This is a genomic window from Rhizobium sp. AG207R (assembly GCF_027109195.1).
In the GTDB taxonomy this organism is placed as follows: domain Bacteria; phylum Pseudomonadota; class Alphaproteobacteria; order Rhizobiales; family Rhizobiaceae; genus Rhizobium; species Rhizobium dioscoreae.
In genome coordinates this window covers 12,889-38,834 of the sequence record NZ_JAEPVT010000002.1, presented here as the reverse complement: position 1 = coordinate 38,834, position 25,946 = coordinate 12,889, and the positions used below count along the sequence as shown (strand labels likewise).

The following is a 25,946-nucleotide window of genomic DNA, read 5'->3' as shown; positions in this document are numbered from 1 at the left end:
TTTCCCGTCATTCTCTGTTATTTGAGACGGGATTACTCCAATGCATGCGGCATGGCTAATTCATTTCATTGACGGCATCGTCAAGCTTTTTGATGGGCGGCGGATTACTCCGCCGCAATCTTGCCTGCCATATGCCGGTTTTTCATCAGCTTGTAGATGACGGAATCCATCAGAGCCTGGAACGACGCATCGATGATGTTTTCGGAGACGCCGACCGTCCACCAGCGTACGCCATCGCTATCGGTGGATTCGATCAGGACTCGGGTGATGGCCTCCGTGCCGCCATTGAGGATACGCACCTTGAAGTCGGCCAGTTCCAGATCGTCTATCTCGTGCTGGTATTTGCCGAAATTCTTGCGCAGCGCCAGGTCGAGCGCATTGACCGGGCCGTCGCCCTCTGCAACCGACATGATGGTTTCGCCATCGATGATGATCTTGACGACGGCTTCCGAGACGATTTTCACCCGGCCGTGGGAATCGAAGCGGCGTTCCACCATGACGCGGAAACCATCGATCGCAAAGAATTCCGGGATGGTACCGAGCGTGCGGCGCGCCAAAAGTTCGAAGCTCGCATCCGCGCCTTCGTAAGCATAGCCTGTCGCTTCACGCTCCTTGACGATCTGGATCAGCTGGTCGAGCTTCGGGTCGTCCTTGCCCACTTCGATGCCGCGCCGCTTCAGCGCATTGATGAAGTTCGACTTGCCGCCCTGGTCGGAGACCATGACCTTGCGGAAGTTGCCGACGCTTTCCGGCGGCACATGCTCGTAGGTGCGCGGGTCCTTCAGCAGCGCCGAGGCGTGAATACCAGCCTTGGTGGCAAAGGCGGAGGCACCGACATAGGGCGCCTGATAGTCGGGTGAGCGGTTCAGAAGCTCGTCGAAGGCATGCGAAAGGCCGGTCAAGCCCACCAGCCGCTCGGCGTCGATCGTCGTTTCGAAGCGTTCGCTATAGGCTCTTTTCAGCGCCAGGGTCGGGATCAGTGTGATCAGGTTGGCATTGCCGCAGCGCTCGCCGATGCCGTTCAGCGTGCCCTGGATCTGCCGCACGCCGGCCTCGACCGCCGCGAGCGAATTGGCGACCGCCTGGCCGGTATCGTTATGGGCATGGATGCCGAGACAGTGCCCAGGAACGCCGCAGGCGATGACGGCCTCGACGATGGCGCGAATCTCCGGCGGCTGTGTGCCGCCGTTGGTGTCACAGAGCACGACCCAGCGCGCTCCGGCATCATAGGCCGTCTTGGCGCAAGCAAGCGCATAGGTCGGATTGGCCTTGTAGCCGTCGAAGAAGTGCTCGCAATCGACCAAGGCTTCCTTGCCGGCGCCAATGGCCGCCTTGACACTTTCGGCGATGCTTTCCAGGTTTTCCTCGTTGGTGCAGCCGAGCGCCACCTGGACGTGATAGTCCCAGCTCTTCGCAACGAAACAGATCGCGTCTGATTTCGCCTGCAGCAGGCTCGCAAGGCCGGGATCGTTGGAGGCGGAGATGCCGGCGCGCTTCGTCATGCCGAAGGCGACGAAGGAGGCCGATGTCGTGCGCTTCTCGTTGAAGAAGGCCGTATCGGTTGGGTTGGCGCCGGGGTACCCGCCTTCGACATAATCCAGGCCGAATTCATCCAGCATGGTCGCAATGGCAATCTTGTCCTCGACCGAAAAATCGATGCCGGGCGTTTGCTGGCCATCGCGGAGCGTCGTGTCGAAGAGATAGATTTTTTCGCGTGTCATACTGTTTCCTCCGGCGAACCGGTTATTGATATTGAGATGCCCGGCCTATGCTTTGCCTGCAAACTTGTCGGTGGCGCGGATGAGCCGATCCAGAATGCCAGGCTCGGACGAAGCATGGCCGGCGCCCTCGATCAGGTGAAATTCAGCTTTCGGCCAAGCCTTGTGCAGCGCCCAGGCATATTTGGCGGGGCAGGGCATGTCGTAGCGGCCATGGACGATGACGCCGGGAATGTCTTTCAGCTTGTAGGCGTCGCGCAGGAGTTGGCCCTCTTCGAGCCAGCCGGCGTTGACGAAGAAATGGTTCTCGATACGGGCGAAGGCATGCGCATATTCCGCATCTTCGAACTGGGCGCTGACGGCAGGTTCCGGCAGAAGCGTGATCGTCTCGCCTTCCCATATCGACCATGCCTTTGCGGCTTCCAGGCGGGCAGCCTTGTCCGGATGCGTCAGCAGCCGATGATAGGCGGCCATCATCTCATGACGCTCTTCCGGCGGAATGGGTGCCACGAAACGCTCCCATTTGTCGGGGAACATCTCCGAGACGCCGAACTGATAGTACCAGTCCAGTTCGGCTTTCGTCAGCGTATAGATGCCGCGCACGACCAGTTCGGAAACGCGATCCGGATGCGTTTCGGAATAGGCGAGCGCCAGCGTCGAGCCCCAGGAGCCGCCGAAAACAAGCCATTTCTCAACGCCGGCCATTTTGCGCAGCCGCTCGATATCGTCGACTAGATGCCAGGTGGTATTGGCTTCCAAGCCGGCATGCGGCGTCGAGCGCCCACAGCCGCGCTGATCGAATAGGGTCACGTCGTAAAGCGCCGGATCGAACACGCGGCGATGGCTGGGCGAAATGCCGCCGCCGGGTCCGCCATGCAGGAAGACGGCGGGCTTGGCGCCGGGCGTTCCCACCCGTTCCCAATAGATCACATGACCGTCGCCGACATCGAGATGGCCGGAGGCGTAAGGTTCGATCTCCGGATAGAATGTGCGCAGGACTTCGGTCATATTTTCAGCCCCTCGGCCGGCCAGACATCGGTGTCATGATCGGGATGCTGGAAGGAAATGATCTGCTCCTGCCGCGAATAGAAATCTGGATCCTGATGAATGGGCTTTTCGAAAATCGTCTCTACCCAAGGCAGTCGATAGGCGTGGTTGACCTGGATCTGCGGGGCGAGATCGTCGCGCTCGTCGAAGGCGCCGATGGCGATTTCAAGGCCGCCCGGATGACGGTAGGTCAACGGCGTGCCGCAGTTCTTGCAGAAGCCGCGGTCGATATTGACGGAAGACTGGAAATAGCTCGGTTCGCCGCGCGTCCATTCCACGCCGTCTTCAGGGGCGGTAACAAGCGCGGAGAAGAAATTGCCGAACTGCTTCTGGCACATGCGGCAATGGCAGATTGAGGGGCGGCCGAGCTGGCCGCGGATGCGAAACCGTACCGCGCCGCATTGGCATCCTCCGCTTCTGGTAGCTTCACTCATGGCTCTTCTCCTCTGGCCAGCTTGAGGTATCGTGATCAGGATGCTGATGATTGGACAGCTTGATCGATATCGCACGGTCCGAGCTATCCTCGTCCGGTTCCATCGGCAGCGCATCGAGTGCATGGAACCAGGGCATCTTTGCCGCGCAGTTCGATTGCGCGACGGGTTGGACCAGCGTTGGCTCATCCAGTGAACCAAGCGTCACATTGATGGAATCCGTGCCGGGCACATCATAGAACAGGGGCGTGCCGCAGGTGCCGCAAAAGCCGCGGGGCACGAGATCGGACGAATGAAACCATGAGGGTTCGCCGCGTGTCAGCTCGAAATCGGCCCGTTTGGCGTTTCCCAGCGGCAGGGCATAATTGCCGGATGCTTTCTGGCACATGCGGCAATGACAAAGATGCGGATAGCCGAGCGCGCCGGCGGTGCGATAACGAACCGCGCCACATTGGCATCCGCCGCTATATCCCGCTGCCATTGTCATTTGCTGCTCTCCGGTGGCCACGTTGCCGTATCGTGATCGGGATGCTGGTTGGATATTATGTTCAATACGAAGGGTGCCTGCGCGGCATCCTCCTCCGTCGAGTGTCCGGGCAGCAGATGCAGCCGATCGACGAAGCCGATCTTGGCTTCAGTGCCATATTGGACGACAGGCGGCAGCTGCGAGGGGTTATCGAAAGCACCAGCCGCGATTGCAATGCCATCGGGCGCTTCATAGGTCAGCGGCGTTCCGCAATCCTCGCAGAAGCCGCGCTTCACATAATTGGACGATTGGAACAGCTTCCGCTCGCCACGTGTCCATGCGAGCTCGGCACCACGCGTCGAGACCAGCGGCGCGTAGTAGGCGCCGAAAGCCTTCTGGCACATGCGGCAATGACAGATCGACGCATCCTTCAGCTCGCCCCGCACCCGGAAGCGAACCGCGCCGCACTGACAGCCGCCGGTGTAGGTCGAGACGGTCATAACTTATCCTTTCCGCTGACGATCAGGATATGCATGCAGACGTTATCGATATCCTTCAGGACATCGTCATTCCAGAAGCGCAGGATAGTCCAGCCATCGGCTTCGAGGCGGCGGGTGCGAATCTGGTCATAGGTCTGATCACGATCATTCCTTTCGGCAGGGCATGCGAAATCGACAATATATCCAGCGATGGGCAACTGGCGGCGGAAGCCGAGGCCCATGAGGCGATGGGCACGCAATTCGTTCCATAGACGCAGTTCCGCATCCGTCATGACCTTGCGCATGCGGCGTGCATTGCTTCGGGCTTTCGGCGGGACTGGAGTATGCGGCAAGTTACCCCCCTCTGTCCCTGTCGGGACATCTCCCCCACAAGGGGGGAGATCGTTAACCCGTGGCACTTGCGCGCCCCAAACGGAGATCGAATCTGCGGAAATTAAGCTCTGCGGTTTTGCGGACAGATGCCGCAAACTCCCCCCAATCTCCCCCCTTGTGGGGGAGATGTCCCGACAGGGACAGAGGGGGGTAACAAGGCTCATCGCTTGATCTCCCAGCTCGTGGTTCGCTCACCCGTCACCGCGTCCTTGCCGTCTTTGAGCTGAATGCCTCCCGCTGCAAGTTCATCGCGAAGCTTGTCGGCTTCAGCAAAGTTCTTTGCCTTCAGCAGCTCCAGGCGCTGGCGCACCTTGGCATCGATCTCCGCGACCACAGCTTCGTCCATCTCCGCCTTCTTCGGCAGCAGGCCGAGAAGATCGGCGCTGGCCGTGAAGACAGGCAGGAGATTGGCATCGGCATTGGTTGCTTGCGCCAGGGCATGCAGCGCCTGGATGGCGGCGACGGTGTTCAGATCGTCGCCGAGAGCGGCAAGGACTGTCTGATCCGGCGCGGCACCGCTGGCATCCCCCGCCGGCCATTTGGCGATTAGCCGTTCGGCCTCTTCCAGACGCTTCACAGAGAAATCGATCGGCTCGCGATAATGTGTCATCAGCATGGCAAGCCTCAGCACCTCGCCCGGCCAGGTCCGGCCGCCGAGCTTGTCTGTCTGCAGCAGCTCGTAGATGGTGACGAAGTTGCCTTCCGACTTCGACATCTTGCGGCCTTCGACCTGCACGAAGCCGTTATGCATCCAGACATTGGCCATGGCATGCGTGCCATGCGCGCAACGCGATTGGGCAATTTCGTTTTCATGGTGCGGGAAGATCAGGTCCAGGCCGCCGCCGTGAATGTCAAAGACATCACCGAGATAGCGTCCGCTCATGGCCGAGCATTCGATATGCCAGCCCGGACGACCGCGGCCCCAGGGGCTTTCCCAGCCGGGTTCGTTCTCGTCCGAAAGTTTCCACAGAACGAAATCGCCGGGGCTCTTCTTGTGCTCGTCGACGGCGACGCGGGCGCCGGCCTGCTGCTCGTCGAGATTGCGCTTCGAAAGCTGGCCGTAATCGGCCATCGACTTGGTATCGAACAGCACTTCGCCGGCGGCCCGATAGGCATGGCCCTTGGTGATCAGCGTTTCGATGATCGCGATCATCTGTGCGATATTGTCGGTCGCACGCGGTTGCACCGATGGCTCCAGGCAGCCGAGCGCCGTCGTGTCTTCACGGTACTGCCGCTCGGTCTTTTCCGTCACCAGGCGGATCGCGTCGTTCAGCGGCAGGCCGGGATGGTCGCGCAGCGCACGCGCATTGATCTTGTCGTCGACGTCGGTGATGTTGCGGACGTAGGTGACACGGCTCTCACCGTAGACGTGCCGCAGCAGCCGGAACAGCACGTCGAAGACGATCGCCGGGCGGGCATTGCCGATATGGGCGAAGTCATAGACCGTGGGGCCGCAGACATACATGCGGACGTTATTGCGGTCGATCGGCTGAAAATCGACCTTTTCGCGCGTCAGCGTGTTGTAGAACTTCAATTGCGGCTCGGCGGCCATGTCACTCTCCCAAGGCATAAATCCGAAAAAATACCGTCACCGGCAGGCCGGACGTTTGTCATCTTGGATTTTGGGAGACGAAAACGGCCAGGCCAGCGAAACGCTAGCGAATAATCTTCCGGCAGATAATGCAGATAACCGTTTTCATGGGCGGCTTTATCGCGCGCCGGATGAATTTGGTCAAGTAGGGATAAGGTGTCTCACGTAAAGGCTGAGACGTTTTTATTCCGGCATTCGATAGTCGACGAGCCTGTTCTCGCGCACGACGAAAAGCTTGCCGGTTTCGGTGACGTCGGGGCCGACCAGAGGCAGGATCGCCTGAGCGACCTCTCGCGGATGCGGCAGCGTATCCGGATCTTCGCCGGGCATGGCCTGGGCGCGCATGGCGGTGCGGGTAGCGCCCGGATCGACGCTGGTGATGCGCAGCGGCGTGCTTTGCGTTTCCCCGGCCCAGGTCCGCGCCAGCGCCTCGACGGCAGCCTTGGAGGCGGAGTAGGGACCCCAGAATGGCCGGCAGCGATGGGCGGCGGCCGAAGAGAGGACAACGGCGCGGCCCGCCTCGGCGCGCATCAGCAGCGGCTCCACGGAACGGATCAGCCGCCAGGTGGCGGTGACATTGATCGTCATCACCTTTTCGAACACCTTGGCTTCGACATGGCCGATCGGCGAGATCACGCCAAGCACGCCGGCATTGGCGATGAGGATGTCGAGTTTGCCCCAGCGCTCGTAGATGGAGGCGCCGAGCGCATCGATGGCATTCATGTCGGCAAGATCGAAGGGCACAAGGGTCGCCGAGCCGCCGGCAGCCTTGATGGCATCGTCAAGCTCCTCAAGGCCCCCGACCGTGCGGGCGCAGGCGATCACATGCGCGCCGGCCTTGGCCAGCTCCAGTGCCGTGAAATAGCCGATACCGCGCGATGCGCCGGTGACGAGGGCGATCTTGTCCTTGAGATTGACGCTCATGCTGCCTTGATCCGAATGCGTGGAAAGAGAAAGGGGCAGGGCGCCCCTGTCAGCCGTTACTTGGGCTTGTCAGCCGTTGCTCGCGAGGACGGAGAGCTTGCGCACGTTGCTGGTGCTTTCCTTGTCGAGCAGACGCGTCGGATAGTCACCGGTAAAGTAATGGTCGGTGAACTGCGGCTGCGCATTGTTGCGCGGCTCGCCGCCGACAGCCTGGTAAAGGCCATCGATGGACAGGAACTCCAGCGAATCCGCGCCGATATACTCGCACATGGCCTTCAGGCTCGTGTACTGGTTTGCCAACAGCTTGTCGGCGTCCGGTGTGTCGATGCCGTAGAAATCCGGATGGAAGATCATCGGGCTGGCGACGCGGATATGCACCTCGCTGGCGCCGGCATCGCGGATCATCTGCACGATCTTCACCGATGTCGTGCCGCGCACGATGGAATCGTCGACGAGCACCACGCGCTTGCCAGCGATGATTTCGCGATTGGCGGAATGCTTGAGCTTAACGCCGAAGGCGCGAATCTGCTGCGTGGGTTCAATGAAGGTGCGGCCGACATAATGGTTGCGGATGATGCCGAGCTCGAAGGGAATACCGCTTGCCTGCGCATAGCCGATAGCGGCCGGCGTGCCGCCATCCGGCACGGGGACGACAACATCGGCGGCGACAGGCGCTTCCTTGGCAAGGTTGATGCCCATGTTCTTGCGGGCAACATAAACGTTGCGGCCGCCGACGACGGAATCGGGACGGGCGAAATAGACATATTCGAACAGGCAGAGACGCTCGGGTTGTGAAACTTCCGGCTTGCGGGCGTCGATGGTGATCGAACCATCAGGCTGGATCTCGCAGATGATGACCTCGCCGTTTTCAACGTCGCGGACATATTTTGCGCCGATGATGTCGAGAGCACAGGTCTCCGAGCAGAAGATGGGCTTGCCGTCGAGTTCGCCCATGACCAGCGGCCGGATGCCGATCGGATCGCGGGCGGCGATCAGCTTGGTGCGCGTCATGGCGAGCATCGAATAGCCGCCTTCCATCTGCCTGATAGCATCGATGAAACGATCTGAGGAGGAGGGATGCTTGGAGCGGGCGATGAGATGCAGCACGACTTCGGTATCCGAGGTCGACTGACAGATGGCACCATCGGCAATCAGCTGACGGCGCATGGTCAGGCCATTGGTGAAATTACCGTTATGGGCAATGGCGATGCCGCCGACTTCCAGCTCGGCAAACAGCGGCTGGACATTGCGAAGGATGGTCTCGCCGGTGGTGGAGTAGCGTACATGACCGATCGAGCGGTCACCGGGGAGGCGGGCGAGGGTGGCCGGGTCAGTGTAGTGGTCTCCGACCAGACCCATCCGCCGCTCCGAGTGGAAGCGCTGACCATCGAAGGAGACGATGCCGGCCGCTTCCTGGCCGCGATGCTGCAAGGCGTGCAGGCCGAGCGCCGTCAGTGTTGCCGCATCCGGGTGCCCCAGGATGCCGAAGACGCCGCATTCTTCATGCAGCGTGTCGCCGTCGATATCGTCCTCGAAGGAAACGGAATGGTTCATGGCTGCGGGCCTTTGCTCTCAACGTGGGCGGATCGGGGCGGCGTCACGAGTGACCATTAAAATAACTTAAAATCCGGCCGGAAAAAATATCGGGCCGGATCTTCTATTGTCACGCCGCTCAAATGGCGATTCTCGGGCGGCAGGTCAAGCCTGTAAACGCACCGTCAATTGTTTGTCTGCGGCGCCGGTGCGTCATCCGACGGCGCGGTATCGTTCGGCGTGGCGTTGTCGCCGCTTCCCTGCTGCTGCTGTTGCTGCTGGTTTGGCGCGATCTTGTTGAGGATTTCGGCCGGCAGCCTTGCCTGAATGTCTTGGGGCAGCGCCGCAGTCAGCTTCTCCACCATCGAATCGAGGAAAGGCTTCGACTTGGCGTTATTGACCCAGTCCGGACGTGCGGCCGGTGCCACCAGCCAGTTCCAGAAGGCAACGACGACGACCATGAGCAGCAGGCCGCGTGCCGCGCCGAAGAGGAAGCCGAGAGTGCGGTCGAGCGCGCCGATGCGGCTGTCGATGATGAAATCGGCAATCCGGATGGTGATGAAGGAAATGATGATGAGCGCCAGCAGGAAGATGACGGCGGCTGACGCAATCGTGGCGATCTTGGTGTCGGCCTTGTATTGCAACGCATAGGGAACGAGCAGCGGATAGAGATAGTATGCGGCGACTGCGGAGCCGCCCCAGCTGACGATCGAGAGAATTTCGCGTGAGAAGCCGCGAACCATGGCCAGAATGGCGGAGAAGAGAAGAACGCCGATAACAATACCGTCGAAAATCGTAATGGGCATCTATAATCCACTTCAAGACTTGCCGGACCTCATGGTCGGCATCGGCCTCAATTCATGAGCCTCTTCTTCGCCAAGAACGGCTGAAGTAAGGCTCAGTCTTCGTCTTCCGCTCGCTTGAGCGCACCTTTCGATCCGGCAATGCGCGCCACCAGATCCGGCAGGCTGTCGATCTCGCTCCAGCGTCCGCCATTGCCCTTTGGCAGATCGGCGGAAGCGGCAGGCAGAACGGCCGCGGAAAATCCCAGCTTCTCGGCTTCCTTGAGGCGCTGGGCGGTGTGCGCAACCGGCCGGACGGCGCCCGACAGGCTGACTTCGCCGAAATAGACGCAATCGGCGGGCAGAGCAAGACCAGCCAGGGAGGAAACCAGTGCAGAAGCGACCGCAAGGTCCGCAGCCGGCTCGGAAATGCGGTAGCCGCCGGCAATATTGAGGTAAACATCGTGCTGACCGAGCCGCACGCCGCAATGCGCTTCCAGAACGGCCAGAATCATCGACAACCGCGCCGAATCCCAGCCGACGATGGCGCGGCGCGGCGTGCCGAGCGATGTCGGCGCGACCAGCGCCTGCACCTCCACCAGCACCGGACGCGTGCCTTCGATGCCGGCGAAGACCGCCGCGCCTGGCGACTTTTCGTTGCGTTCACCAAGGAAAAGTTCGGACGGATTAGGCACGTCGCGAAGCCCGGCGTCGGACATTTCGAAGACGCCGATCTCGTCGGTCGGACCGAAGCGGTTCTTCACCGTGCGCAGGATACGGTAATGATGGCCCCGATCGCCTTCGAAGTAGAGAACGGCATCGACCATATGCTCGACGACGCGCGGCCCGGCGATCTGGCCATCCTTGGTGACATGGCCGACCAGCACCATGGCAGTTCCCGTCTGCTTGGCGAAGCGGATCATCGCCTGCACGCCGGTACGCACCTGCGTTACCGTGCCGGGTGCGGATTCGGCAAGCTCGCTCCACAGCGTCTGGATGGAATCAATGATGACAAGATCCGGCCGCTTGCCTTCTGCCAGCGTTGCCAGGATATCCTCGACATTGGTTTCGGCGGCGAGCAGCACTTCGGTATCGGCCGCCTTCAGCCGTTGGGCGCGCAGGCGCACCTGCGCCACGGCCTCTTCGCCGGAGACGTAGACGATCTTGTGCCCCTGCCGGGCGAGGGCTGCTGCCGCCTGCATCAGCAGCGTCGACTTGCCGATGCCAGGATCGCCGCCGACGAGAACGGCCGAGCCACGCACAAAACCGCCGCCCGTGGCGCGGTCGAGCTCGGATATGCCGGTATGGATGCGCGGCGCTTCCTCGATTTCACCCGAAAGCGTGGTCAGCGTGACGGGCTTGCCCTTTCGCGGCGTCTTCGTTGGTCCGCCGCCGATCCCGCCCATCGGATCTTCCTCGACGATGGTGTTCCACGCGCCGCAACTGTCGCACTTGCCGGCCCAGCGATTGTGGACCGTGCCGCAGTTCTGGCAGATGAATTGTGTGCGGGCCTTAGCCATAGGATGCTATTCTCAAGTTCAAATGCTTCGCTTTTCGCGACGAATCGCTTGGGCAGTCAGATAATGTCTTTCCCGGCCTATCAAAACTAATGATTTCCGTATCAACGGCGATCGTGTCAGCCTTTATGCCGGGTTTTATGGATGATGATCGATGTTTGACTATTCGCTTGCGCACTGGATGGGCTTTCTGACTGCTGCGATTCTCCTTAATCTGTCGCCGGGGCCGGATATCGCCTTCATTCTCGGTCACACGATCAGAAGCGGCATGCGCTCCGGCTTTGCAGCGCTGTTCGGCATCTGGAGCGGCGCGTGCCTGCATGTACTGATGGCGGCCGCCGGCCTGTCGGCGATCCTTGCCGCCTCTGCACTGGCCTTCTCGACCGTCAAATGGGTCGGTGCGGCCTATCTGATCTGGCTTGGCATCCAGGCGCTGCGCTCGAAGGGCGAGAGCGCATGGATCAAGGAAGCCGGCAAGTCCTTGCCCTTTAGCCGTATCTATCGCCAAGGTATTCTGGTCTCGCTGCTCAATCCGAAGGTCGCCATCTTCTTCCTGGCCTTCCTGCCGCAATTCGTCGTCGAGGGTGCCGGCCCGGTTTGGGCGCAGCTTTTGCTGCACGGAAGCCTGATTATCGTCGTGGCAGCCTTCATCGAGCCGCCGCTTATCCTGCTGGGCGGTCGCCTGAGTGACGCGCTTCGGCGCAATCGCAGCCTCGGTCTGTGGCTCGATCGCGGGCTCGGCACGCTCTTCGTCGCCCTTGGTGTCCGGCTGGCGATCAGCGCCCGCTAAATATTTTGAGGAGTAGCCGGGCTATTCCTCGTTCTCCTCCGAGATATACCGACGCTCGTGCCGCAGCCCCATGCTGGTCAGCATCTCGTAGCCGATGGTGCCTGCCGCCCTTGCGGCCTCATCGACCGAGATGTTGCTGCCGAAAAGTTCAACGTAGTCACCAGCTCTGACCAGGTTTTCCGGCAGGTCGGTGACATCGAAGATGGTGAGGTCCATGGTGATGCGGCCGGCAACGGGCACCTTATGGCCGGCTATAAAGCCGTGACCGCCCGCAATACCGGTCTGGCGCAATGGCACGCCGGCACTCGACTGGCTGCGCATATAGCCGTCGGCGTACCCTGCCGAGACGATCGCCAGTCGGCTGTCGCGGGTCAATTGAAGCGCGCGGCCATATCCCACCGTTTCGCCCGCCTTGACCGAGCGGGTCTGGATAATCCGAGCCTCCGCCGTCGCCACCGGGCGCATCGGATTGGCCATGCCCGGCACTGCCTCGCCGCCATAGGTGGCGATGCCGGGGCGGGTGAGATCGAAATGATAGTCGGCCCCAAGAAAGATGCCGGCCGAATTGGCAAGGCTCGCCTCGATGCCTTCGAAGGCGGCACTGACTTTGCGGAAAGCCTCGAGCTGCTGCCCGTTCATCGCGTTGGAAGGATCGTCGCCGCAGGCGAGGTGGCTCATGACGAGAACCGGCGCAAAGCTTGCCGGACGCGAGACGTCATCGGCAAGCGCGATCGCATCATCCATCGGCAGGCCGAGCCTGTTGAAGCCGGTATCGACCTGCAGTGCGCAGGGATAATCGCCATAATCAGACAGAACCGACATCCAGAAGGTCAGCTGTTCTTCCGAAGCAATGACGGGTACGAGGTCGTTTTCGAAGAACCGGCGCTCCATGCCCGGCCAGATGCCGCTGAGCACGAAGATGCGCGCCTCGGGCGCGTAGAGCCGCAAGGTCGCGCCTTCATCGGCGGTGGCGACAAAGAAATCGCGCGCCCCGGCAGCGTAAAGCGTTTCGCCGACATCCTCGATCCCGAGCCCGTAGGCATCGGCCTTGACAACGGCTGACGTGCGCGCCTTCCCCGAGCGGTGCGCGAGGTCGCGCCAGTTTTCGACGAGCGCGCCGAGATCCACCGTCAGCCGCAGGCCGGCGGAAGCGAAAGCATCGTCGTCATTGAAATTATCTGTCATGGGGCGCCCTAAACAAGGAAGTGGCCGGAAGTGATTTGGCTTGGGTCAGGATACTGGCCGTCGATGAAAAGAAAAAGTGCTGCGATGCATGTATGCGGAATTAGGCAGAAACTGCCGCCACATTTCTGACGACAGCTTCCGGCTAAAGGTCGGAAACCAACAGGCTGCTTTGCGGCACGAATGAGCTGAAGGGCAGGCCTTCAGGCACGCTGTGCGCATCATCTTGAAGGCAGGCTGTCGTAGGCTTTAGTTTCCGGGATGATGGCTATTTCGGAACAGCGGCATCGTTCCCCGCTGGCGATCGCCGGAATAGGCTCAGTCGTCACGCCATCTCACCGCCCATGAGGCGGTATCGCAATCAGGGTGCTGGTTGTTGCTCGTCTTGATCGCCGCAGCCCATTCGGCGCCGTTATTTTCGGTCGCACCGGTATTTTCTATGCCCGTGATCGTATCGAACCATGTCACCATATTCTCGGTGCAGGTATTGGCATGCGGCGGGAAGGCGTGCGGATTATCAAGCGAACCGATCATCAGGTTGGTGCGGCCGTTTTTGAGGTGATGGAAGAACAATGGCGTGCCGCAATTGGCGCAGAAGCCGCGCTCGACAAGCTCAGAACTCTTCCAGATGCTCGGCTTGCCGCGCGTCCAGGTGAGCGCATCATCAGGCGCGGCGACAAGCGCGGCAAAGATGTTGCCGGAGGCTTTCTGGCACATGCGGCAATGGCAGAGATGCGAATTATCATGCATGGCAGTTGCGTGATAGCGCACGGCACCGCACTGGCAGCCGCCGCTTACCGTCATCTCAATGCGTTTCAATTTTCCTTCTCCTCCAAAAGGCGAGTTTGGGCCTAAATGCTTTTTAGGTTTTCATCTTGGGATCGTCCAGCGGAACGACGGATCCGACCACACCTTCTCAAAAAAAGCGCGGACGGGTGGATGCCAGCCTTTCCCACATGCGATCACTTTTGTTCAAGACGCGCGGGAGCCGGCGCGCTAATCTTCGGGGATGCAGAACGTTTCGCAGAAAGAGGCGGCTGACGCCATGCCGCTTGCCAAGGTGGAATCGACCCGCTTCTGGCGAGACGGTCGCTTTCGTGACATGGAATGCCTGAGCGCAAGCTTCGTGACGCATGAATATGCGCCGCATGCGCACGACACCTTCAGCATCGGGACGATTGAAAGAGGCAGCCAGATCACCACGCTGCTCGGCAGTCGGGAGGAAGCCGGACCGGGCGATCTCTATATGATCAATCCTGGAGTAGTGCATGACGGCGCTCCGGGCGGCGAAGGCTATCGCTACCGCATGATCTACCCGGACACGAAGCTCTTCGTCGATATTCTGGAAGACGTCACGGGCAAAGCCTTCAATGCGACGCCATCTTTCGCCAGTTCGTTGTTGCGCGATCCGCAGCTTGCAAGCGCCTTCCACAAGGCGCATCGCACACTCGAGAGCGGCGCCGGTGCGCTGGAATCCGATGAAGGCATGTTCTCGGTGCTGGCGGCCCTCTTTGCGCGCTATGGTAGCACGATCGTCCTTCCCGTCGACACCAAGGAGCGTAGCGCCGTCGTGCGCGCCCGCGATTATCTCACTGAGAATTTCGACAGCGATATCGGATTGGAGGAGTTGGCCAAGATCGCAGGCCTGAGCCGCGCGCACCTGATTCGCGCCTTCCGCAGGGAGTATCATATTACGCCCCATGCCTTTCTGACCGACCGGCGTGTCATCGTTGCCCGCCGATTGCTTAGGGAGGGCCGCATGCCCGCCGATGTTGCCATGGAATGTGGTTTTGCCGATCAGGCGCATTTCACGCGCCACTTCAAATCGCGCACCGGCGTCACCCCGGGCCAGTTCCGCGTCGGCTAGCGCATTTCCAATTGCGAAACGGCTTTCTGTCCGGAATGCGTCTGATCACTTTCGTTCAATACAGCGCCGGCTGCCGTCGGCTACCCCTCCGTCATTGTTGAAGTGGAGGTTGCCAATGTTGCAGCAAAGCCGGCCGGCCGGCGAATTCAAAGCCGGGATGCGTGCCATTCTTCCGCTGATCGTTGCCGTCCTGCCGATCGGCCTCGTGTTCGGCGCGGTTTCGGCGACCAAGGGGCTTTCGCCGCTGGAGACCACACTGATGAGCGCGCTCGTCTTTGCTGGCGGCTCGCAATTCGTGGCGATGGATATCTGGACACATCCCGCAAGCTGGATCGGCGCCGGCTTCGCGGCCCTGCTCGTCAATGTCAGGCACTTGCTGATGAGCGCTTCGATCGGCACGAAGATGCAGTCTTTCTCCGGCATCAAACGCTATCTCGCCATGCTGTTTCTCGCCGATGAGATTTGGGCCATGGCGGAGTTCCGCGCCGGCACGATGCGGCTCACGCCCGCTTGGTATGCGGGCATCGTCACGCCATTTTACTTGGCCTGGGTCGGCTCGTCGCTTGCGGGTGCTCTGCTTGGCGCTTTTCTCGGCGATCCCGCCGTCATCGGTCTCGACTTCGCCTTTCCGGCCGTCTTCATCGTGCTGGTCATGGGCTTCTGGAAAGGACCGGAAACCGGCGCGGTGCTTGCCGCAAGCGGAATTGCAGCCGTTGCTGTCCACCAGTTCGTGCCCGGTGTCTGGCATATTGCAGCCGGCGCGCTGGCGGGACTGGCAATGGCTTTCTGGAAGGGCAGAGCGCGGGAGCAAGCGGCATGACGCTCGATTTCAACACTCTGCTCGCCATCCTCGCCATGGCTGCCGCAACGATCTTCACCCGTGTTGGCGGTCTCGTCTTGATTCGCTACGTGAAGCTTGACGAGCGTCGGCAAACCGCAATCAAAGCCATTCCACCGGCCGTGCTGATGGCTGTCATTGCCCCCACAGCTTTTGCCACCGGCTGGGCGGAGACGCTGGCCTGCATGGTCACCGCAATCGTCTCTCGCCGCTTGCCGTTGCTGGCAAGCGTTATCGTCGGCGTTGCGACGGTGGCTTTGCTGAGGGCTGCGGGACTCTGAAGCCTTTCCGGCAAAGTGCGAAGCGGTTCTCATCCCAGCGGAACATTGACGCGGCAAGCGTCAATGTTCTTCGTACTGCGTGAAAGACGGGTCGGCGAGGTCGGCAAATCGGGTGAATTCCGATTGGAAGGCGAGCTTCACCGTGCCCGTCGGTCCGTGACGCTGCTTGGCGATGATGACATCGGCCGTGCCCTTCACGCGGTCGAACAGCGCTTCCCATTCCGCATATTTCGGGTCGTTCGGGTCGCGGGGCTCTTGGTTCTTCACATAATATTCCTCGCGGAACACGAAGAGCACCACGTCGGCGTCCTGCTCGATCGAGCCGGATTCGCGAAGGTCCGAAAGCTGGGGGCGCTTATCGTCGCGGCTTTCGACCGCGCGCGAGAGCTGGGAGAGTGCGACGATCGGAACGTTGAGCTCCTTGCCGAGCGCCTTCAGGCCAGTGGTGATCTCGGTGATTTCCTGAACGCGGTTTTCGCCCGACTTCTTCGAACCGGTCATGAGCTGCACGTAGTCGACGACCAGAACGTCGAGGCCGCGCTGGCGTTTGAGGCGGCGGGCGCGGGCGGCGAGTTGGGCGATGGAAATACCACCGGTCTGGTCGATATAAAGCGGCACCTTCTGCATCATCATCGAGCAGGCCACCAGCTTTTCGAAATCGGCATCGTTGATGTCGCCGCGGCGGATCTTCGAGGAGGAGACTTCCGTCTGCTCGGAGATGATACGGGTGGCGAGCTGCTCCGATGACATTTCCAGCGAGTAGAAGCCGACAACGCCGCCGTTCTTTGCCTTCATCGAGCCGTCGGGCTGGACTTCGCCCTCGTAGGCGGCGGCGATATTATAGGCGATGTTGGTGGCAAGCGAGGTTTTGCCCATGCCGGGACGGCCGGCAAGGATGATCAAGTCGGAGCGCTGCAGGCCGCCCATCTTGCTATCAAGCGAGTGGATGCCCGTGGAGATGCCGGAGAGGCCGCCGTCACGCTCCTTGGCAACGGCCGCCATGTCGATCGCCAGTGCCACGGCGTCGTTGAACGACTGGAAGCCGCCGTCGTAGCGGCCATTCTCGGCAAGCTCGAACAGCCGGCGCTCCGTATCCTCGATCTGCGTCTGCGGCGGCATGTCGAGCGGCGCGTCATAGGCGATGTTGACCATGTCCTCGCCGATGGTGATCAGCGCACGGCGCAGCGCCAGGTCATAGATGGCGCGGCCGTAATCTTCAGCGTTGATGATCGACACGGCCTCGACGGCGAGGCGCGCGAGATATTGCGCGACCGTCATGTCGCCGACCTTCTCGTCAGCCGGCACGAAGCTCTTGATGGTCACAGGATTGGCGGTCTTGCCCATGCGGATGATATCACCGGCGACTTCGAAGATCTTCCGGTGCAGCGGCTCGTAGAGATGGATCGGCTTCAGGAAATCGGAGACGCGATAATAGGCATCGTTGTTGACGAGGATGGCACCGAGCAGAGCCTGTTCCGCCTCAATGTTATTGGGCGCTTCGCGATAATGCTGGTCGGCGGGAGCAATGGCGGCAAGCTTGCGCGCAGCTTCGTTCATTTTCCATCTCTTCATGCTTTAGGGTGTCGTCTGGTTTGCGATGTTCCGATGTCATGGTCAACCGTGCAAACGGATGGCCATACCGACCTATCAACGTTGTTCCACTCGTCCACAGGGACAAGTTTCCGCCACGTAAAAAATCCCTTGTGGCCACTTTGCAACGCAAAGATCGACACACGAATCACTTATGCAAACTATCTGTGGGGAACATTTTAGCCGGTCTTTCGCTGCGCGCATCAACTGTTGCGGCTATCCTGCTTGAAAAACTGGGAAAATCCGGGTATTCCCCTTAAATTAGGGTAGGATGCTAATAGTATAAAGTTGCAATAATGCCAGGTGCGCCATCAAGACAAGAACTCTTCGACGACCTCTCCGCGTTCAATCGCAAGCTGAGGGCGGCTTTCGACGCTCTCGTTCGAGAGCACGGCATGACCCTTTCCCGCGCGAGGGTTTTTCGCAAGCTCTCCCGCCGGGACGGAATAAACCAGAGGGAGCTTGCCGACGAGCTGGAGCTGGAAACGCCGACGCTCGTGCGCATCCTCGATGCCATGGAGGCGCAGAATTTCATTGAGCGCCGCGCCGCCGTATCCGATCGCCGCGCCAAGCAGATCTTCATGACGGAATCAGGAAAAGTCGTTGCCGCCGAGGTTGAGGCTCTTGCCACCAGTGTGCGTGCGGATATCTTGGAGGGGATTTCGGACGAGGATGTCGGCATGGCGCTGAAAGTTATCCGTGCCATGACTGCCAATCTTCAGAATATCGGCAAATCATGAGGTAGTGCATGAGCGGGGATCCGGGCCCGGTCGCCAATGCGGAAGCCAACGCCGTCCCATCCGCTCCACCGCCTATGCCGGGCTGGAAAGTGCCGCTCTATATTGCGGCGTCCGTCATGTTCTTCCTGACGCAGGGCCTCGGTCTCAATCTCGCCTTCGCCAACCTTACGCAAATTCAGGGAACCATCGCGGCGACCACCACAGAGTCGGCATGGCTTTCTGCTGCCTATATGGCGCCCAATGTCAGCCTCGCCATCGCGCTGGTGAAGATCCGCCTTCAATATGGCGTGCGCAATTTCGCCGAGGTCAGCATTCTCGGCTTCGTGCTCGCCTCGCTGCTCAATCTTTTCGTTTCCGACCTGCATTCTGCGATCGTCGTCCGCTTCCTGAGCGGGATTGCCGGTGCGCCACTCTCGACGCTCGGCTTTCTTTATATGCTGGAGGCCTTCGAGCCGGCGAAGAAGATGACGATCGGCGTCAGTCTGGCGATGATGAACACGCTGCTTGCCGCTCCCATCACCCGTCTCGTATCGCCCTCGCTACTCGATTATGGCGAATGGCGCGGCCTCTATACGCTTGAAATGGCATTGGCGCTCCTCGTCATGCCGATCATCTATCTGCTGCCGCTGACGCCGCCGCCGCGCGTCAAGGTTATCGTGCTGGGCGATATCTTCAGCTATCTTCTTGTCGCGGTCGGTTTCGGCTGTCTTGCCGTCGCCTTGTCGGTCGGGCGCCTCTACTGGTGGCTGGAGGTGCCATGGCTCGGCGTCGTTCTGGCTATTGCCGTCGCATCCCTGACCGTTGCCATCGTCGTCGAACTGAGACGGTCGACGCCTTTGATCGACGTTCGCTGGCTGCTTCGGCCGGAAATTCTGCATCTGACGGCGATCCTCCTGGTCTTCCGCATCATTGCCGCCGAGCAGACCTCCGTCATCATGACCTTCTATCAGAATGCGGTCGGCCTGCTCTATGACCAGCTTGCCTTGCTCTATTGGATCATCCTCGCCTTCTCGATCATCGGCGGCCTCATCTGCACCGTGTTCATGAGCTATGGCTACACGTGGCAGATCCAGTTCGTCGCGCTTATTCTGATGGGGGTGGGTTCGCTGATGGATTCTCAGGTGACGAACCTGACCCGTCCCGAGCAGATGTATCTCAGCCAGGCCCTGGTGGCGGCCGGTGCGGCGCTCTTCTTGCCGCCATCCATGTCGGCAGGCTTCAAGGAGGCTATATCCAAGGGGCCGCCCTATCTGGTGACCTTCTTCGTCGTCTTCACCTTCACGCAAAGCATCGGCGGCCTCGTCGGCTCGGCCTTCTACGGCACGCTGATCACCATTCGCGAGAAGTTCCATTCGGCCGTCCTGACCGAGCGCGTGCTGCTGACGGATCCGCATGTGGCCACACGCGTCAGCCAGCTTTCATCCTCCTATGGCAAGGTGATTGGGGATAGCGCGCTGCTGAAGGGGGAGGGGCTGGCGCTGCTCGGCGCGCAGGTCAGCCGCGAAGCCAATATGCTTGCCTATGGAGATGCCTTCTTCACTGCCGCCGTAATCGCCTTCCTGTCACTTGCCGGCCTCTCAATCCATGTTCTCTTCCGCGTCGTCAGGGCTCGCTTCGCTGGCGATCGGGTAGAGGTCGCGACATCCAACCCATGAGGATATGAAATAGCTCCATGTCGAGGCTCGTTCGCTCCCCAATTGAAGTCATCGCCGTTCTTGCCGGTGTCGGCGGCGTCATGCTGGTGCTCTACGCCTGGCATCTGCCGCCGTTCAAGACCGCGGTCGAAACCACGGACGACGCCTATGTCAAAGGCTATGTCACGACCATCAGCCCGCAGGTCAGCGGCTATATCACCGACGTGCCGATCAAGGACTACAAGCTCGTCAAGGAAGGCGATGTGCTCGCCCAGATCGATAACCGCATCTACAAGCAGAAGGTGGCGCAGGCCCACGCGACGCTGGACGGACAGAAGGCCGCACTCGCCAATTCGCAGCAGCAGGAGCAGGCCGCCAAGGCCGGCATCGTCTCCAGCCAGGCGCAGATCGACAGCGCCAATGCAGCGCTGAAGCGTGCCCAGCTTGCCTTCGATCGCGTCACGACACTCGTCTCCAGAGGCGTCTCGACCACCAGTGATTCCGAACAGGCGCAGGCGACGCTGCAGCAGGCGCAGGCATCGGTCAATCAGGCAAAGGCCGCTCTCGATGTCTCCCAGCAGAACCTGACGACGATCATCGTCAACCGCGCTTCGCTGGAAGCCGGTGTCAGCGGCGCGGAAGCGGCCGTGCAGCTTGCCGATATCGATCTCGACAATACGACGATCAGGGCGCCGCAGGACGGCCGCGTCGGCGAGATCGGCGTGCGTCTTGGCCAATATGTGACGCCCGGCACGCAGCTGATGAACCTCGTTCCGAAGGACGTCTGGGTCATCGCCAATTTCAAGGAAACGCAGCTTGATGGCATGAAGCTCGATCAGCCTGCCACCATCTCCGTGGATGCGCTCGGACATCGCGAGATCAAGGGCCGCATCCAGCGCTTCTCCCCGGCCGCTGGCTCGGAATTTGCGGTCATCAAACCCGATAATGCCACGGGCAATTTCACCAAGGTCGCCCAGCGTCTCGGCGTCAGGATCAAGATCGAGGATGGGCAGCCTCTGGCGGACCAGTTGGCGCCCGGTATGTCCGTCGTCGTTTCGATCGACAAGGATTCGGCTCCGTTGCCGGAAATCAAGGATAACGACTGACCTGGGCGTTCGCTCCATCTTCTGTCAGAAAACAGGAAAGCCTGGGTCGGAGGACCCAGGCTTTCTTGCATTAGAAATTACGAAAAAGGCTTGAAGATCAAGCTTCTTCGTCGCCGTCGCGGTCAGCTTCCGGATCGAAGAAGTCTTCCGGACGCAGGGCGTCTTCGTCAACGCCGTAGATGGCGTCGGCGGAGGTGAGGGTTTCGCCCTTGGCCTGACGCTCGGCTTCTTCAGCGGAGCGTGCAACGTTGAGTTCGATCGTGATTTCGACTTCGGCGTGAAGACCGATCGTGACGTTGTGCAGGCCGATGGCCTTGATCGGCGTGTTCATGTGAACCTGGCTGCGGCCGACGTTGAAGCCTTCGGCGGCGAGGATTTCGACGACATCACGAGCAGCGACCGAACCGTAGAGCTGGCCGGTTTCGCCAGCCGAGCGAACGACGATGAAGGACTTGCCGGCGAGAACGTCGGCAACCTTCTGGGCTTCGCTCTTGCGCTCGAGGTTGCGGGCTTCGAGCGTTGCGCGCTCGGCTTCGAAACGAGCCTTGTTGGCGGCGTTGGCGCGCAGTGCCTTGCCGAGCGGCAGCAGGTAGTTACGGGCAAAGCCGTCGCGAACCTTGACGGTTTCGCCCATCTGGCCGAGCTTGGAGATGCGTTCGAGGAGAATGACTTCCATTTTCGTTGTTCCTTTCGATGTCAGATTTTTGTGTCTTGTTTGGATGTGTCGGCATTCTTGTTCGGGGTCAGCGATATCGCCTTGCGGGTATCGTAAAGACCGAGAACGAGAACGATGAAGAGCGGCAGCGTCACAAAGAAGCATACCAGGTAGCAGAGGATCAGAACCGGCAGACGCCAGTCCTTGCCCCGCGTCCGGTAATGCAGCGAAGCAAAGCCGGAAACGATGAAGCCAGCACCGAAGGCGCCGAGCACGGCGGCGGCGATGAGAGCCAGAACTCCGCCAAAGAAGATAGCGACGATCGCCACGAGAAAGACGAAGATCGCATTGCGGTTCATGCGCAACGACGAGGGGATATCGTCGCGCGGGCGCAGATTATGGCTCGAAGCCGCAACGATGCGTGTCGCCACGTAATAGGCGGCCAACAGCATCATGACCCAGATCATGCCCCAGGCGATCGGGATCATGTAGAGCATCAGTGACTTCATCTTCGCGATCGCAGCCGGATTGAGCTGAAGATCGGGAGACTGCTGGTTCACCGCGGCCATGTAGGCGTCGACGACCTGACCCACCAGATCGGCACCGTAGCCCATGACCGCTCCGGCGACGATGATGACGATGGCGGCGAGACCGCACAGGTGCAGCATGATGTCGGAGAGCGGATACCAGGCCATCAGATTATCCGGGCCTCCGAGTTCGGAGGCGGGACGCGCCAGATTGGCGAGATGGCTGAGCCAAGCGGGGATCAGCGTCAGGAGAACGACGAAGAGCCCGAAATAGACCGACTGCGTAACGGTTCCGACGATGCCGGCGACCACGACGGCAACGATGACGGCCATATTGCCCCAGCCGAGGCCGACGATCAGGATCGGGAGAGCGGAAAGTGCGCCGAACAGGATGAACAGCAATGGCTGCACCGTCGCGCCATACACGAGTAGGGCGGCGGTCAGACCGGCGAGCGCGCCGATGCCAAGCTCTTTTGCGTTCAACTTTTTCACGTCGCTGTCCTGCTTCGTATCGAGCAGTTAGAGGATGCCTTCGCCACACGGGCCTGAAAGCTTATCCCCAACATGGGGTTTCAAGGTTCCGATCCGCGCCCATCGCGAAAGGGAGAAGGGAAGGCATCGCTGCCTTCCCTCTAATTCATTCTCCGTCAGGCGCTATTAAGCGACGACGTAGGGCAGCAGGCCGAGGAAACGGGCGCGCTTGATCGCCTGGGCGAGTTCGCGCTGCTTCTTCTGAGAAACGGCCGTGATGCGGGACGGAACGATCTTGCCGCGCTCGGAAATGTAGCGCTGCAGGAGACGAACGTCCTTGTAGTCGATGCGCGGCGCATTGGCGCCCGAGAACGGGCAGGTCTTGCGGCGGCGATGGAACGGACGGCGGACCGGTGCGGAAGAAACTTCAGACATCTCTCAAATCTCCTTATACGCGGTCTTCGCGCGGACGGCGCGGACGGTCTTCGCGGTCACCACGATCCGGGCGCGGACCACGATCGCCGAAGCTGCGCTCCGGACGGTCGCCATCGCGGCGCGGACGGTCGTCACGGTCGCGCTTCTGCATCATGGCCGACGGGCCGTCTTCGTGCTGCTCGACAGCGATCGTCATGTAACGCAGGACATCTTCGCTGATGCGCATCTGGCGTTCCATTTCCTGGATCGCAGCGGCCGGAGCATCGATGTCCATCAGGGCGTAATGAGCCTTGCGGTTCTTCTTGATGCGGTAGGTGAGGGACTTGAGGCCCCAGTTCTCGATACGCCCGACTTTACCGCCGTGAGCTTCGATGACACCCTTGTACTGTTCTACGAGGGCGTCGACCTGCTGAGCGGAAATATCCTGCCGGGCAAGGAATACATGTTCGTAAAGAGCCATGGATAGCTTTGCCTTTCTTGCGTTGGTCTGAACCCGATATTCGGCGGCTAAGCCTCAACGACTGCTCCTGATAGGGTAAACCCAAGCAAGAAAAGCGTTTCCGAGACGGTCGAGAGCGGAGACACGGGAGGCTGGAACGCTTCCGTTCCGAACGATTCCCTTATCGGAAACCGGCCCTCCGTTCAGCCACCAGCCAGAAGACCGGGTTGCGAACAGGGCGGCTTATACGGATTTTTCTTCGAAAGGCAAGGGTAGGGGCGAAATTATGCCGTTTTGCCCGCGAGCGGCGTCGATGCTTGGGCCAAATCGCGAGCTCCCATCCGCCGCAGCGTTGCACCCGCCGCGCTCTCCCATATGATGGGATGCGAATTGCAGCAACAGGGACGATTCATGCGCATCTTTCTCGTTCGGCACGGCGAATCCCTTGGCAATATCGATGACCAGGCCTATCGGCAATTCGGCGACCATAATGTGCCCCTGACGGAATGGGGCTATCGGCAGGTGCTGGAAGCAGGGCAGGCGATATCAGCCTATCTCAAGGGATTGCCATCAGCCGAACTGCGCAAGCTGAGCGTCTGGTATTCGCCCTTCCTGAGGACGCGGCAGAGCAAGGATGCCCTGCTGGAGGTTCTGCCCGCCGAACTCATCGGAGATATCAGAGAGGATTATCTCCTGCGTGAGCAGGACTTCGGCCTCTTCACCGAAATCTACGATCATGCCGAACAGAAGCGGAAATTCCCCGATGAGTTCGAGAAATGGGCAAGGCTGCGCAACAATAACGGCAAGTTCTACGCCCGGCCGCCGGACGGCGAGAGCCGCGCCGATGTCGCCCAGCGTGTCCGTCTATTTCTGCAGACGGTCATGCACGATGCCGAAAACGGAAAGAACAATGTCATCATCGTCGGCCATGGCGTCACCAACCGGGCCTTCGAGATGAATTTCCTGCATCACCCCGTCGATTGGTTCGAGCGCTCGGACAATCCAGGAAACGCCGATGTCACCTTGATCGAGGAGCGGAGTTCGGAAGGCTATCGCTCGATCCTGCTTCATAAGTCCGTGGACCGTGTGAAGGGGCAGGAGGAATTGAAGGCGGCTTATGGTTCCGAATTGGCAATTGCGCCGAAGACAAAGCAATAGGCAGCTTGCCGTAAGCATGGCTTTTTCCCGCTGCCATATGAGCCTGCTTTCATTTCATCGGTAAGGCCGAATCTTTCGAATGTGGGCTGCAATCATGGCTTGTGAAGCGCCTGGAGCTATGGAATTCATGGCTTGGTTGCAATTTGGGGGTGGGCTGTGAAGAAAAGCTTTGCTTTGCTGGGTTTTGCTCTGGGCTTCGCGCTTCTTGCGCAAAATGCCGCGGCGCGGCTGAGCTACGACGTTCGAACTGCGGATGATGGAATTACCTACATTACGGTAATTGGCAGTTTCGAAGCCGACGATGATTTGAGCTTATTCCGCGATAAGGCTGTTTCCAGCCACGCTATCTACGTCGGCTTCGACAGCGGCGGCGGCAATGTATCCAAGGCATTGGAACTTGGCCGGCTGATAAGATCTCTGGGGCTCAGCACTCTCGCTGTAAGAAGCGCCGAATGCTCCTCGGCTTGTTCCTTGTCCTTTCTTGGCGGAGTGGGCCGGTTTGCCGAACCGGGCTCGATCGGCGTTCACAAGTCTTCGGTCAGCGATGCAAAAGGAATGGATGTCGAGACTGCCGTAGCAGCCGTCCAACGGCAGACTGCGGACGTGATTGCCTATATGAACGAAATGGGCATTGACCCGGGCTTGCTGCAGCTCACGCTCAAATATGACAGCAACGATATTCGTTATCTGTCATCGAGCGAAATGACACAGTTTCGAGTGACGACCGTGTCATACCAGGAGATTCAGGAGTTCGCAGCAAAGTCGTCGTCTAATAATGCTCCGGCAGCGAGTGCTGAAGCGCGTAAGGCAACTCAGCCACTGAACGAGGAGTCGCCGCTTCTGCAAGTTCCAATCCCGAGAAACGGCATTGTTCAAGACGACGCAGGAGCGGCCCTGCTCAAGACCAGCCGGAACATGAGCGCCAAGACGATTGCGACTTTCCCGAATGGGAGCGAATTGACGATCAAAAAGAGCATCGGCGATTGGTATCGTGTGTCGATCGGCAAGAAATCCGGCTATATGCTTCAGACGTCAGTGTGGGTGCGCGAGTTCGAAGAAAATCGCTTTGGCAAACAATACATCCAAATATTCGTCGATCCCTCGTTGACGACAGCCATACAGTTGGCCAAGGGGGCAAACCCTCCTATGGCGGTCCATTTGACCGCGCAGGGGCGGTATGCCCTTACCATTAAGGACGCCTACGACAAAAATATCGCTCCGCTGGTATATCAACACCTGATAGGGAGTAAAAAAATCCCTCTCAACGCCATCATCACTCATGGCAACGACTACGTTCGCGAAATCTGCTGCAGTGCTTCCGCTGCCACGGCCGAATAAACGGGCAAACTTGC

Annotated in this window: 27 protein-coding genes; 9 read left to right on the top strand and 18 right to left on the bottom strand. The window is 60.1% G+C overall.

All coding sequences use genetic code 11. The features are described from left to right. Positions 1-104: 104 nt before the first annotated feature. The 11 genes from cimA to radA all read right to left on the bottom strand — a co-directional run bounded on the left by cimA (position 105) and on the right by radA (position 10,884). Positions 105-1,721 (bottom strand): citramalate synthase, encoded by a 1,617-nt coding sequence (cimA, locus tag JJQ51_RS04095; protein WP_113329105.1) that lies wholly within the window; start codon positions 1,719-1,721, stop codon positions 105-107. A 45-nt stretch (positions 1,722-1,766) separates the two neighbouring features. After that, complete coding sequence (gene pip / locus JJQ51_RS04090; protein WP_113329104.1) at positions 1,767-2,726, bottom strand: prolyl aminopeptidase; 960 nt, start codon at positions 2,724-2,726, stop codon at positions 1,767-1,769. After that, positions 2,723-3,199 carry a GFA family protein gene (locus JJQ51_RS04085; RefSeq protein ID WP_069616166.1) on the bottom strand — a complete coding sequence of 159 codons (477 nt, stop codon included), beginning with the start codon at positions 3,197-3,199 and terminating at the stop codon, positions 2,723-2,725. The genes pip and JJQ51_RS04085 overlap by 4 nt, the downstream gene beginning before the upstream one ends. Continuing rightward, positions 3,192-3,683 (bottom strand): GFA family protein, encoded by a 492-nt coding sequence (locus JJQ51_RS04080; protein WP_269244370.1) that lies wholly within the window; start codon positions 3,681-3,683, stop codon positions 3,192-3,194. The genes JJQ51_RS04085 and JJQ51_RS04080 overlap by 8 nt, the downstream gene beginning before the upstream one ends. Next, positions 3,680-4,162, bottom strand: coding sequence for a GFA family protein (locus JJQ51_RS04075; protein WP_269244369.1), 483 nt, complete (start codon positions 4,160-4,162; stop codon positions 3,680-3,682). Before JJQ51_RS04075 ends, JJQ51_RS04080 begins: the two co-directional genes overlap by 4 nt. Beyond that, positions 4,159-4,494, bottom strand: coding sequence for an endonuclease domain-containing protein (locus JJQ51_RS04070; protein WP_269244368.1), 336 nt, complete (start codon positions 4,492-4,494; stop codon positions 4,159-4,161). The genes JJQ51_RS04075 and JJQ51_RS04070 overlap by 4 nt, the downstream gene beginning before the upstream one ends. Before the next feature lie 200 nt (positions 4,495-4,694). Continuing rightward, positions 4,695-6,086 (bottom strand): cysteine--tRNA ligase, encoded by a 1,392-nt coding sequence (gene cysS, locus JJQ51_RS04065; protein WP_269244367.1) that lies wholly within the window; start codon positions 6,084-6,086, stop codon positions 4,695-4,697. Between the two features lie 222 nt (positions 6,087-6,308). Continuing rightward, positions 6,309-7,049, bottom strand: a complete 741-nt coding sequence (locus tag JJQ51_RS04060) for an SDR family NAD(P)-dependent oxidoreductase (protein WP_113329099.1) — start codon at positions 7,047-7,049, stop codon at positions 6,309-6,311. 69 nt (positions 7,050-7,118) lie between these two features. Next, entirely contained in the window at positions 7,119-8,603 is a 1,485-nt protein-coding gene (gene purF / locus JJQ51_RS04055) for an amidophosphoribosyltransferase (protein ID WP_113351684.1), read from the bottom strand. Between the two features lie 164 nt (positions 8,604-8,767). Next, positions 8,768-9,388: a CvpA family protein gene (locus JJQ51_RS04050; RefSeq protein WP_069616173.1), complete on the bottom strand. Its 621-nt coding sequence runs from the start codon at positions 9,386-9,388 to the stop codon at positions 8,768-8,770. A 92-nt stretch (positions 9,389-9,480) separates the two neighbouring features. Next, the gene (gene radA / locus JJQ51_RS04045; RefSeq protein WP_113351685.1) at positions 9,481-10,884 is read right to left on the bottom strand and encodes a DNA repair protein RadA; all 1,404 of its coding nucleotides are present in this window, start codon (positions 10,882-10,884) and stop codon (positions 9,481-9,483) included. Between the two features lie 151 nt (positions 10,885-11,035). Between radA and JJQ51_RS04040 the strand changes: the two genes are divergently transcribed. Next, entirely contained in the window at positions 11,036-11,671 is a 636-nt protein-coding gene (locus tag JJQ51_RS04040; protein ID WP_113351686.1) for a LysE family translocator, read from the top strand. 21 nt (positions 11,672-11,692) lie between these two features. Here JJQ51_RS04040 and alr read toward each other — a convergent pair whose 3' ends face one another. Together alr and JJQ51_RS04030 are read right to left on the bottom strand one after the other, a co-directional pair. Continuing rightward, positions 11,693-12,856, bottom strand: coding sequence for an alanine racemase (gene alr, locus JJQ51_RS04035; RefSeq protein ID WP_113351687.1), 1,164 nt, complete (start codon positions 12,854-12,856; stop codon positions 11,693-11,695). Positions 12,857-13,171: 315 nt separating this feature from the next. After that, positions 13,172-13,672: a GFA family protein gene (locus JJQ51_RS04030; RefSeq protein WP_113351688.1), complete on the bottom strand. Its 501-nt coding sequence runs from the start codon at positions 13,670-13,672 to the stop codon at positions 13,172-13,174. 226 nt (positions 13,673-13,898) lie between these two features. Between JJQ51_RS04030 and JJQ51_RS04025 the strand changes: the two genes are divergently transcribed. The 3 genes from JJQ51_RS04025 (at position 13,899) to JJQ51_RS04015 (ending at position 15,839) form a co-directional block, all read left to right on the top strand. Continuing rightward, entirely contained in the window at positions 13,899-14,720 is an 822-nt protein-coding gene (locus tag JJQ51_RS04025; protein ID WP_113352017.1) for an AraC family transcriptional regulator, read from the top strand. A 115-nt stretch (positions 14,721-14,835) separates the two neighbouring features. Beyond that, positions 14,836-15,540 carry an AzlC family ABC transporter permease gene (locus JJQ51_RS04020; RefSeq protein WP_113351689.1) on the top strand — a complete coding sequence of 235 codons (705 nt, stop codon included), beginning with the start codon at positions 14,836-14,838 and terminating at the stop codon, positions 15,538-15,540. Then, positions 15,537-15,839: an AzlD family protein gene (locus tag JJQ51_RS04015; protein ID WP_113351690.1), complete on the top strand. Its 303-nt coding sequence runs from the start codon at positions 15,537-15,539 to the stop codon at positions 15,837-15,839. The genes JJQ51_RS04020 and JJQ51_RS04015 overlap by 4 nt, the downstream gene beginning before the upstream one ends. A gap of 60 nt (positions 15,840-15,899) precedes the next feature. On the opposite strand, the gene JJQ51_RS04010 is transcribed toward JJQ51_RS04015, so the two are convergent. Beyond that, positions 15,900-17,396, bottom strand: a complete 1,497-nt coding sequence (locus JJQ51_RS04010) for a replicative DNA helicase (protein WP_069616180.1) — start codon at positions 17,394-17,396, stop codon at positions 15,900-15,902. A 329-nt stretch (positions 17,397-17,725) separates the two neighbouring features. On the opposite strand from JJQ51_RS04010, the gene JJQ51_RS04005 reads away from it, so the two are divergent. The 3 genes from JJQ51_RS04005 to JJQ51_RS03995 are packed head-to-tail and all read left to right on the top strand — an operon-like array spanning position 17,726 to position 20,909. After that, positions 17,726-18,169 (top strand): MarR family winged helix-turn-helix transcriptional regulator, encoded by a 444-nt coding sequence (locus JJQ51_RS04005; RefSeq protein ID WP_069616181.1) that lies wholly within the window; start codon positions 17,726-17,728, stop codon positions 18,167-18,169. A gap of 8 nt (positions 18,170-18,177) precedes the next feature. Beyond that, a complete protein-coding gene (locus JJQ51_RS04000) occupies positions 18,178-19,824 on the top strand; it encodes an MFS transporter (protein WP_113351691.1) in 1,647 nt (548 codons plus the stop codon). 17 nt (positions 19,825-19,841) lie between these two features. Next, positions 19,842-20,909 carry an HlyD family secretion protein gene (locus JJQ51_RS03995; RefSeq protein WP_113351692.1) on the top strand — a complete coding sequence of 356 codons (1,068 nt, stop codon included), beginning with the start codon at positions 19,842-19,844 and terminating at the stop codon, positions 20,907-20,909. Positions 20,910-21,006: 97 nt separating this feature from the next. Here JJQ51_RS03995 and rplI read toward each other — a convergent pair whose 3' ends face one another. From rplI to rpsF, 4 genes are all read right to left on the bottom strand, one after another. Then, positions 21,007-21,585, bottom strand: coding sequence for a 50S ribosomal protein L9 (rplI, locus tag JJQ51_RS03990; RefSeq protein ID WP_069616184.1), 579 nt, complete (start codon positions 21,583-21,585; stop codon positions 21,007-21,009). Positions 21,586-21,605: 20 nt separating this feature from the next. Beyond that, positions 21,606-22,583, bottom strand: coding sequence for a DUF2232 domain-containing protein (locus JJQ51_RS03985; protein ID WP_113351693.1), 978 nt, complete (start codon positions 22,581-22,583; stop codon positions 21,606-21,608). 165 nt (positions 22,584-22,748) lie between these two features. Then, a complete protein-coding gene (gene rpsR / locus JJQ51_RS03980) occupies positions 22,749-22,997 on the bottom strand; it encodes a 30S ribosomal protein S18 (protein WP_004122103.1) in 249 nt (82 codons plus the stop codon). A 13-nt stretch (positions 22,998-23,010) separates the two neighbouring features. Continuing rightward, on the bottom strand, positions 23,011-23,457 hold the full coding sequence (gene rpsF / locus JJQ51_RS03975) for a 30S ribosomal protein S6 (protein WP_069616186.1): 447 nt from the start codon (positions 23,455-23,457) through the stop codon (positions 23,011-23,013). Positions 23,458-23,847: 390 nt separating this feature from the next. Here rpsF and JJQ51_RS03970 point away from each other — a divergent pair, with 390 nt between their 5' ends. Both JJQ51_RS03970 and JJQ51_RS03965 read left to right on the top strand, forming a co-directional pair. After that, a complete protein-coding gene (locus JJQ51_RS03970; protein WP_113329142.1) occupies positions 23,848-24,594 on the top strand; it encodes a histidine phosphatase family protein in 747 nt (248 codons plus the stop codon). A gap of 156 nt (positions 24,595-24,750) precedes the next feature. Then, on the top strand, positions 24,751-25,932 hold the full coding sequence (locus JJQ51_RS03965; protein WP_269244366.1) for a hypothetical protein: 1,182 nt from the start codon (positions 24,751-24,753) through the stop codon (positions 25,930-25,932). Positions 25,933-25,946 lie beyond the last annotated feature (14 nt).

Coding starts and splice junctions, on each gene's coding strand:
- cimA (WP_113329105.1), bottom strand. CDS start 1,721: ATGACACGCGAAAAAATCTATCTCTTCGACACGACGCTCCGCGATGGC.
- pip (WP_113329104.1), bottom strand. CDS start 2,726: ATGACCGAAGTCCTGCGCACATTCTATCCGGAGATCGAACCTTACGCC.
- JJQ51_RS04085 (WP_069616166.1), bottom strand. CDS start 3,199: ATGAGTGAAGCTACCAGAAGCGGAGGATGCCAATGCGGCGCGGTACGG.
- JJQ51_RS04080 (WP_269244370.1), bottom strand. CDS start 3,683: ATGACAATGGCAGCGGGATATAGCGGCGGATGCCAATGTGGCGCGGTT.
- JJQ51_RS04075 (WP_269244369.1), bottom strand. CDS start 4,162: ATGACCGTCTCGACCTACACCGGCGGCTGTCAGTGCGGCGCGGTTCGC.
- cysS (WP_269244367.1), bottom strand. CDS start 6,086: ATGGCCGCCGAGCCGCAATTGAAGTTCTACAACACGCTGACGCGCGAA.
- JJQ51_RS04060 (WP_113329099.1), bottom strand. CDS start 7,049: ATGAGCGTCAATCTCAAGGACAAGATCGCCCTCGTCACCGGCGCATCG.
- purF (WP_113351684.1), bottom strand. CDS start 8,603: ATGAACCATTCCGTTTCCTTCGAGGACGATATCGACGGCGACACGCTG.
- JJQ51_RS04050 (WP_069616173.1), bottom strand. CDS start 9,388: ATGCCCATTACGATTTTCGACGGTATTGTTATCGGCGTTCTTCTCTTC.
- radA (WP_113351685.1), bottom strand. CDS start 10,884: ATGGCTAAGGCCCGCACACAATTCATCTGCCAGAACTGCGGCACGGTC.
- JJQ51_RS04040 (WP_113351686.1), top strand. CDS start 11,036: ATGTTTGACTATTCGCTTGCGCACTGGATGGGCTTTCTGACTGCTGCG.
- alr (WP_113351687.1), bottom strand. CDS start 12,856: ATGACAGATAATTTCAATGACGACGATGCTTTCGCTTCCGCCGGCCTG.
- JJQ51_RS04025 (WP_113352017.1), top strand. CDS start 13,899: ATGCCGCTTGCCAAGGTGGAATCGACCCGCTTCTGGCGAGACGGTCGC.
- JJQ51_RS04020 (WP_113351689.1), top strand. CDS start 14,836: ATGTTGCAGCAAAGCCGGCCGGCCGGCGAATTCAAAGCCGGGATGCGT.
- JJQ51_RS04015 (WP_113351690.1), top strand. CDS start 15,537: ATGACGCTCGATTTCAACACTCTGCTCGCCATCCTCGCCATGGCTGCC.
- JJQ51_RS04010 (WP_069616180.1), bottom strand. CDS start 17,396: ATGAACGAAGCTGCGCGCAAGCTTGCCGCCATTGCTCCCGCCGACCAG.
- JJQ51_RS04005 (WP_069616181.1), top strand. CDS start 17,726: ATGCCAGGTGCGCCATCAAGACAAGAACTCTTCGACGACCTCTCCGCG.
- JJQ51_RS04000 (WP_113351691.1), top strand. CDS start 18,178: ATGAGCGGGGATCCGGGCCCGGTCGCCAATGCGGAAGCCAACGCCGTC.
- JJQ51_RS03995 (WP_113351692.1), top strand. CDS start 19,842: ATGTCGAGGCTCGTTCGCTCCCCAATTGAAGTCATCGCCGTTCTTGCC.
- rplI (WP_069616184.1), bottom strand. CDS start 21,585: ATGGAAGTCATTCTCCTCGAACGCATCTCCAAGCTCGGCCAGATGGGC.
- rpsR (WP_004122103.1), bottom strand. CDS start 22,997: ATGTCTGAAGTTTCTTCCGCACCGGTCCGCCGTCCGTTCCATCGCCGC.
- rpsF (WP_069616186.1), bottom strand. CDS start 23,457: ATGGCTCTTTACGAACATGTATTCCTTGCCCGGCAGGATATTTCCGCT.
- JJQ51_RS03970 (WP_113329142.1), top strand. CDS start 23,848: ATGCGCATCTTTCTCGTTCGGCACGGCGAATCCCTTGGCAATATCGAT.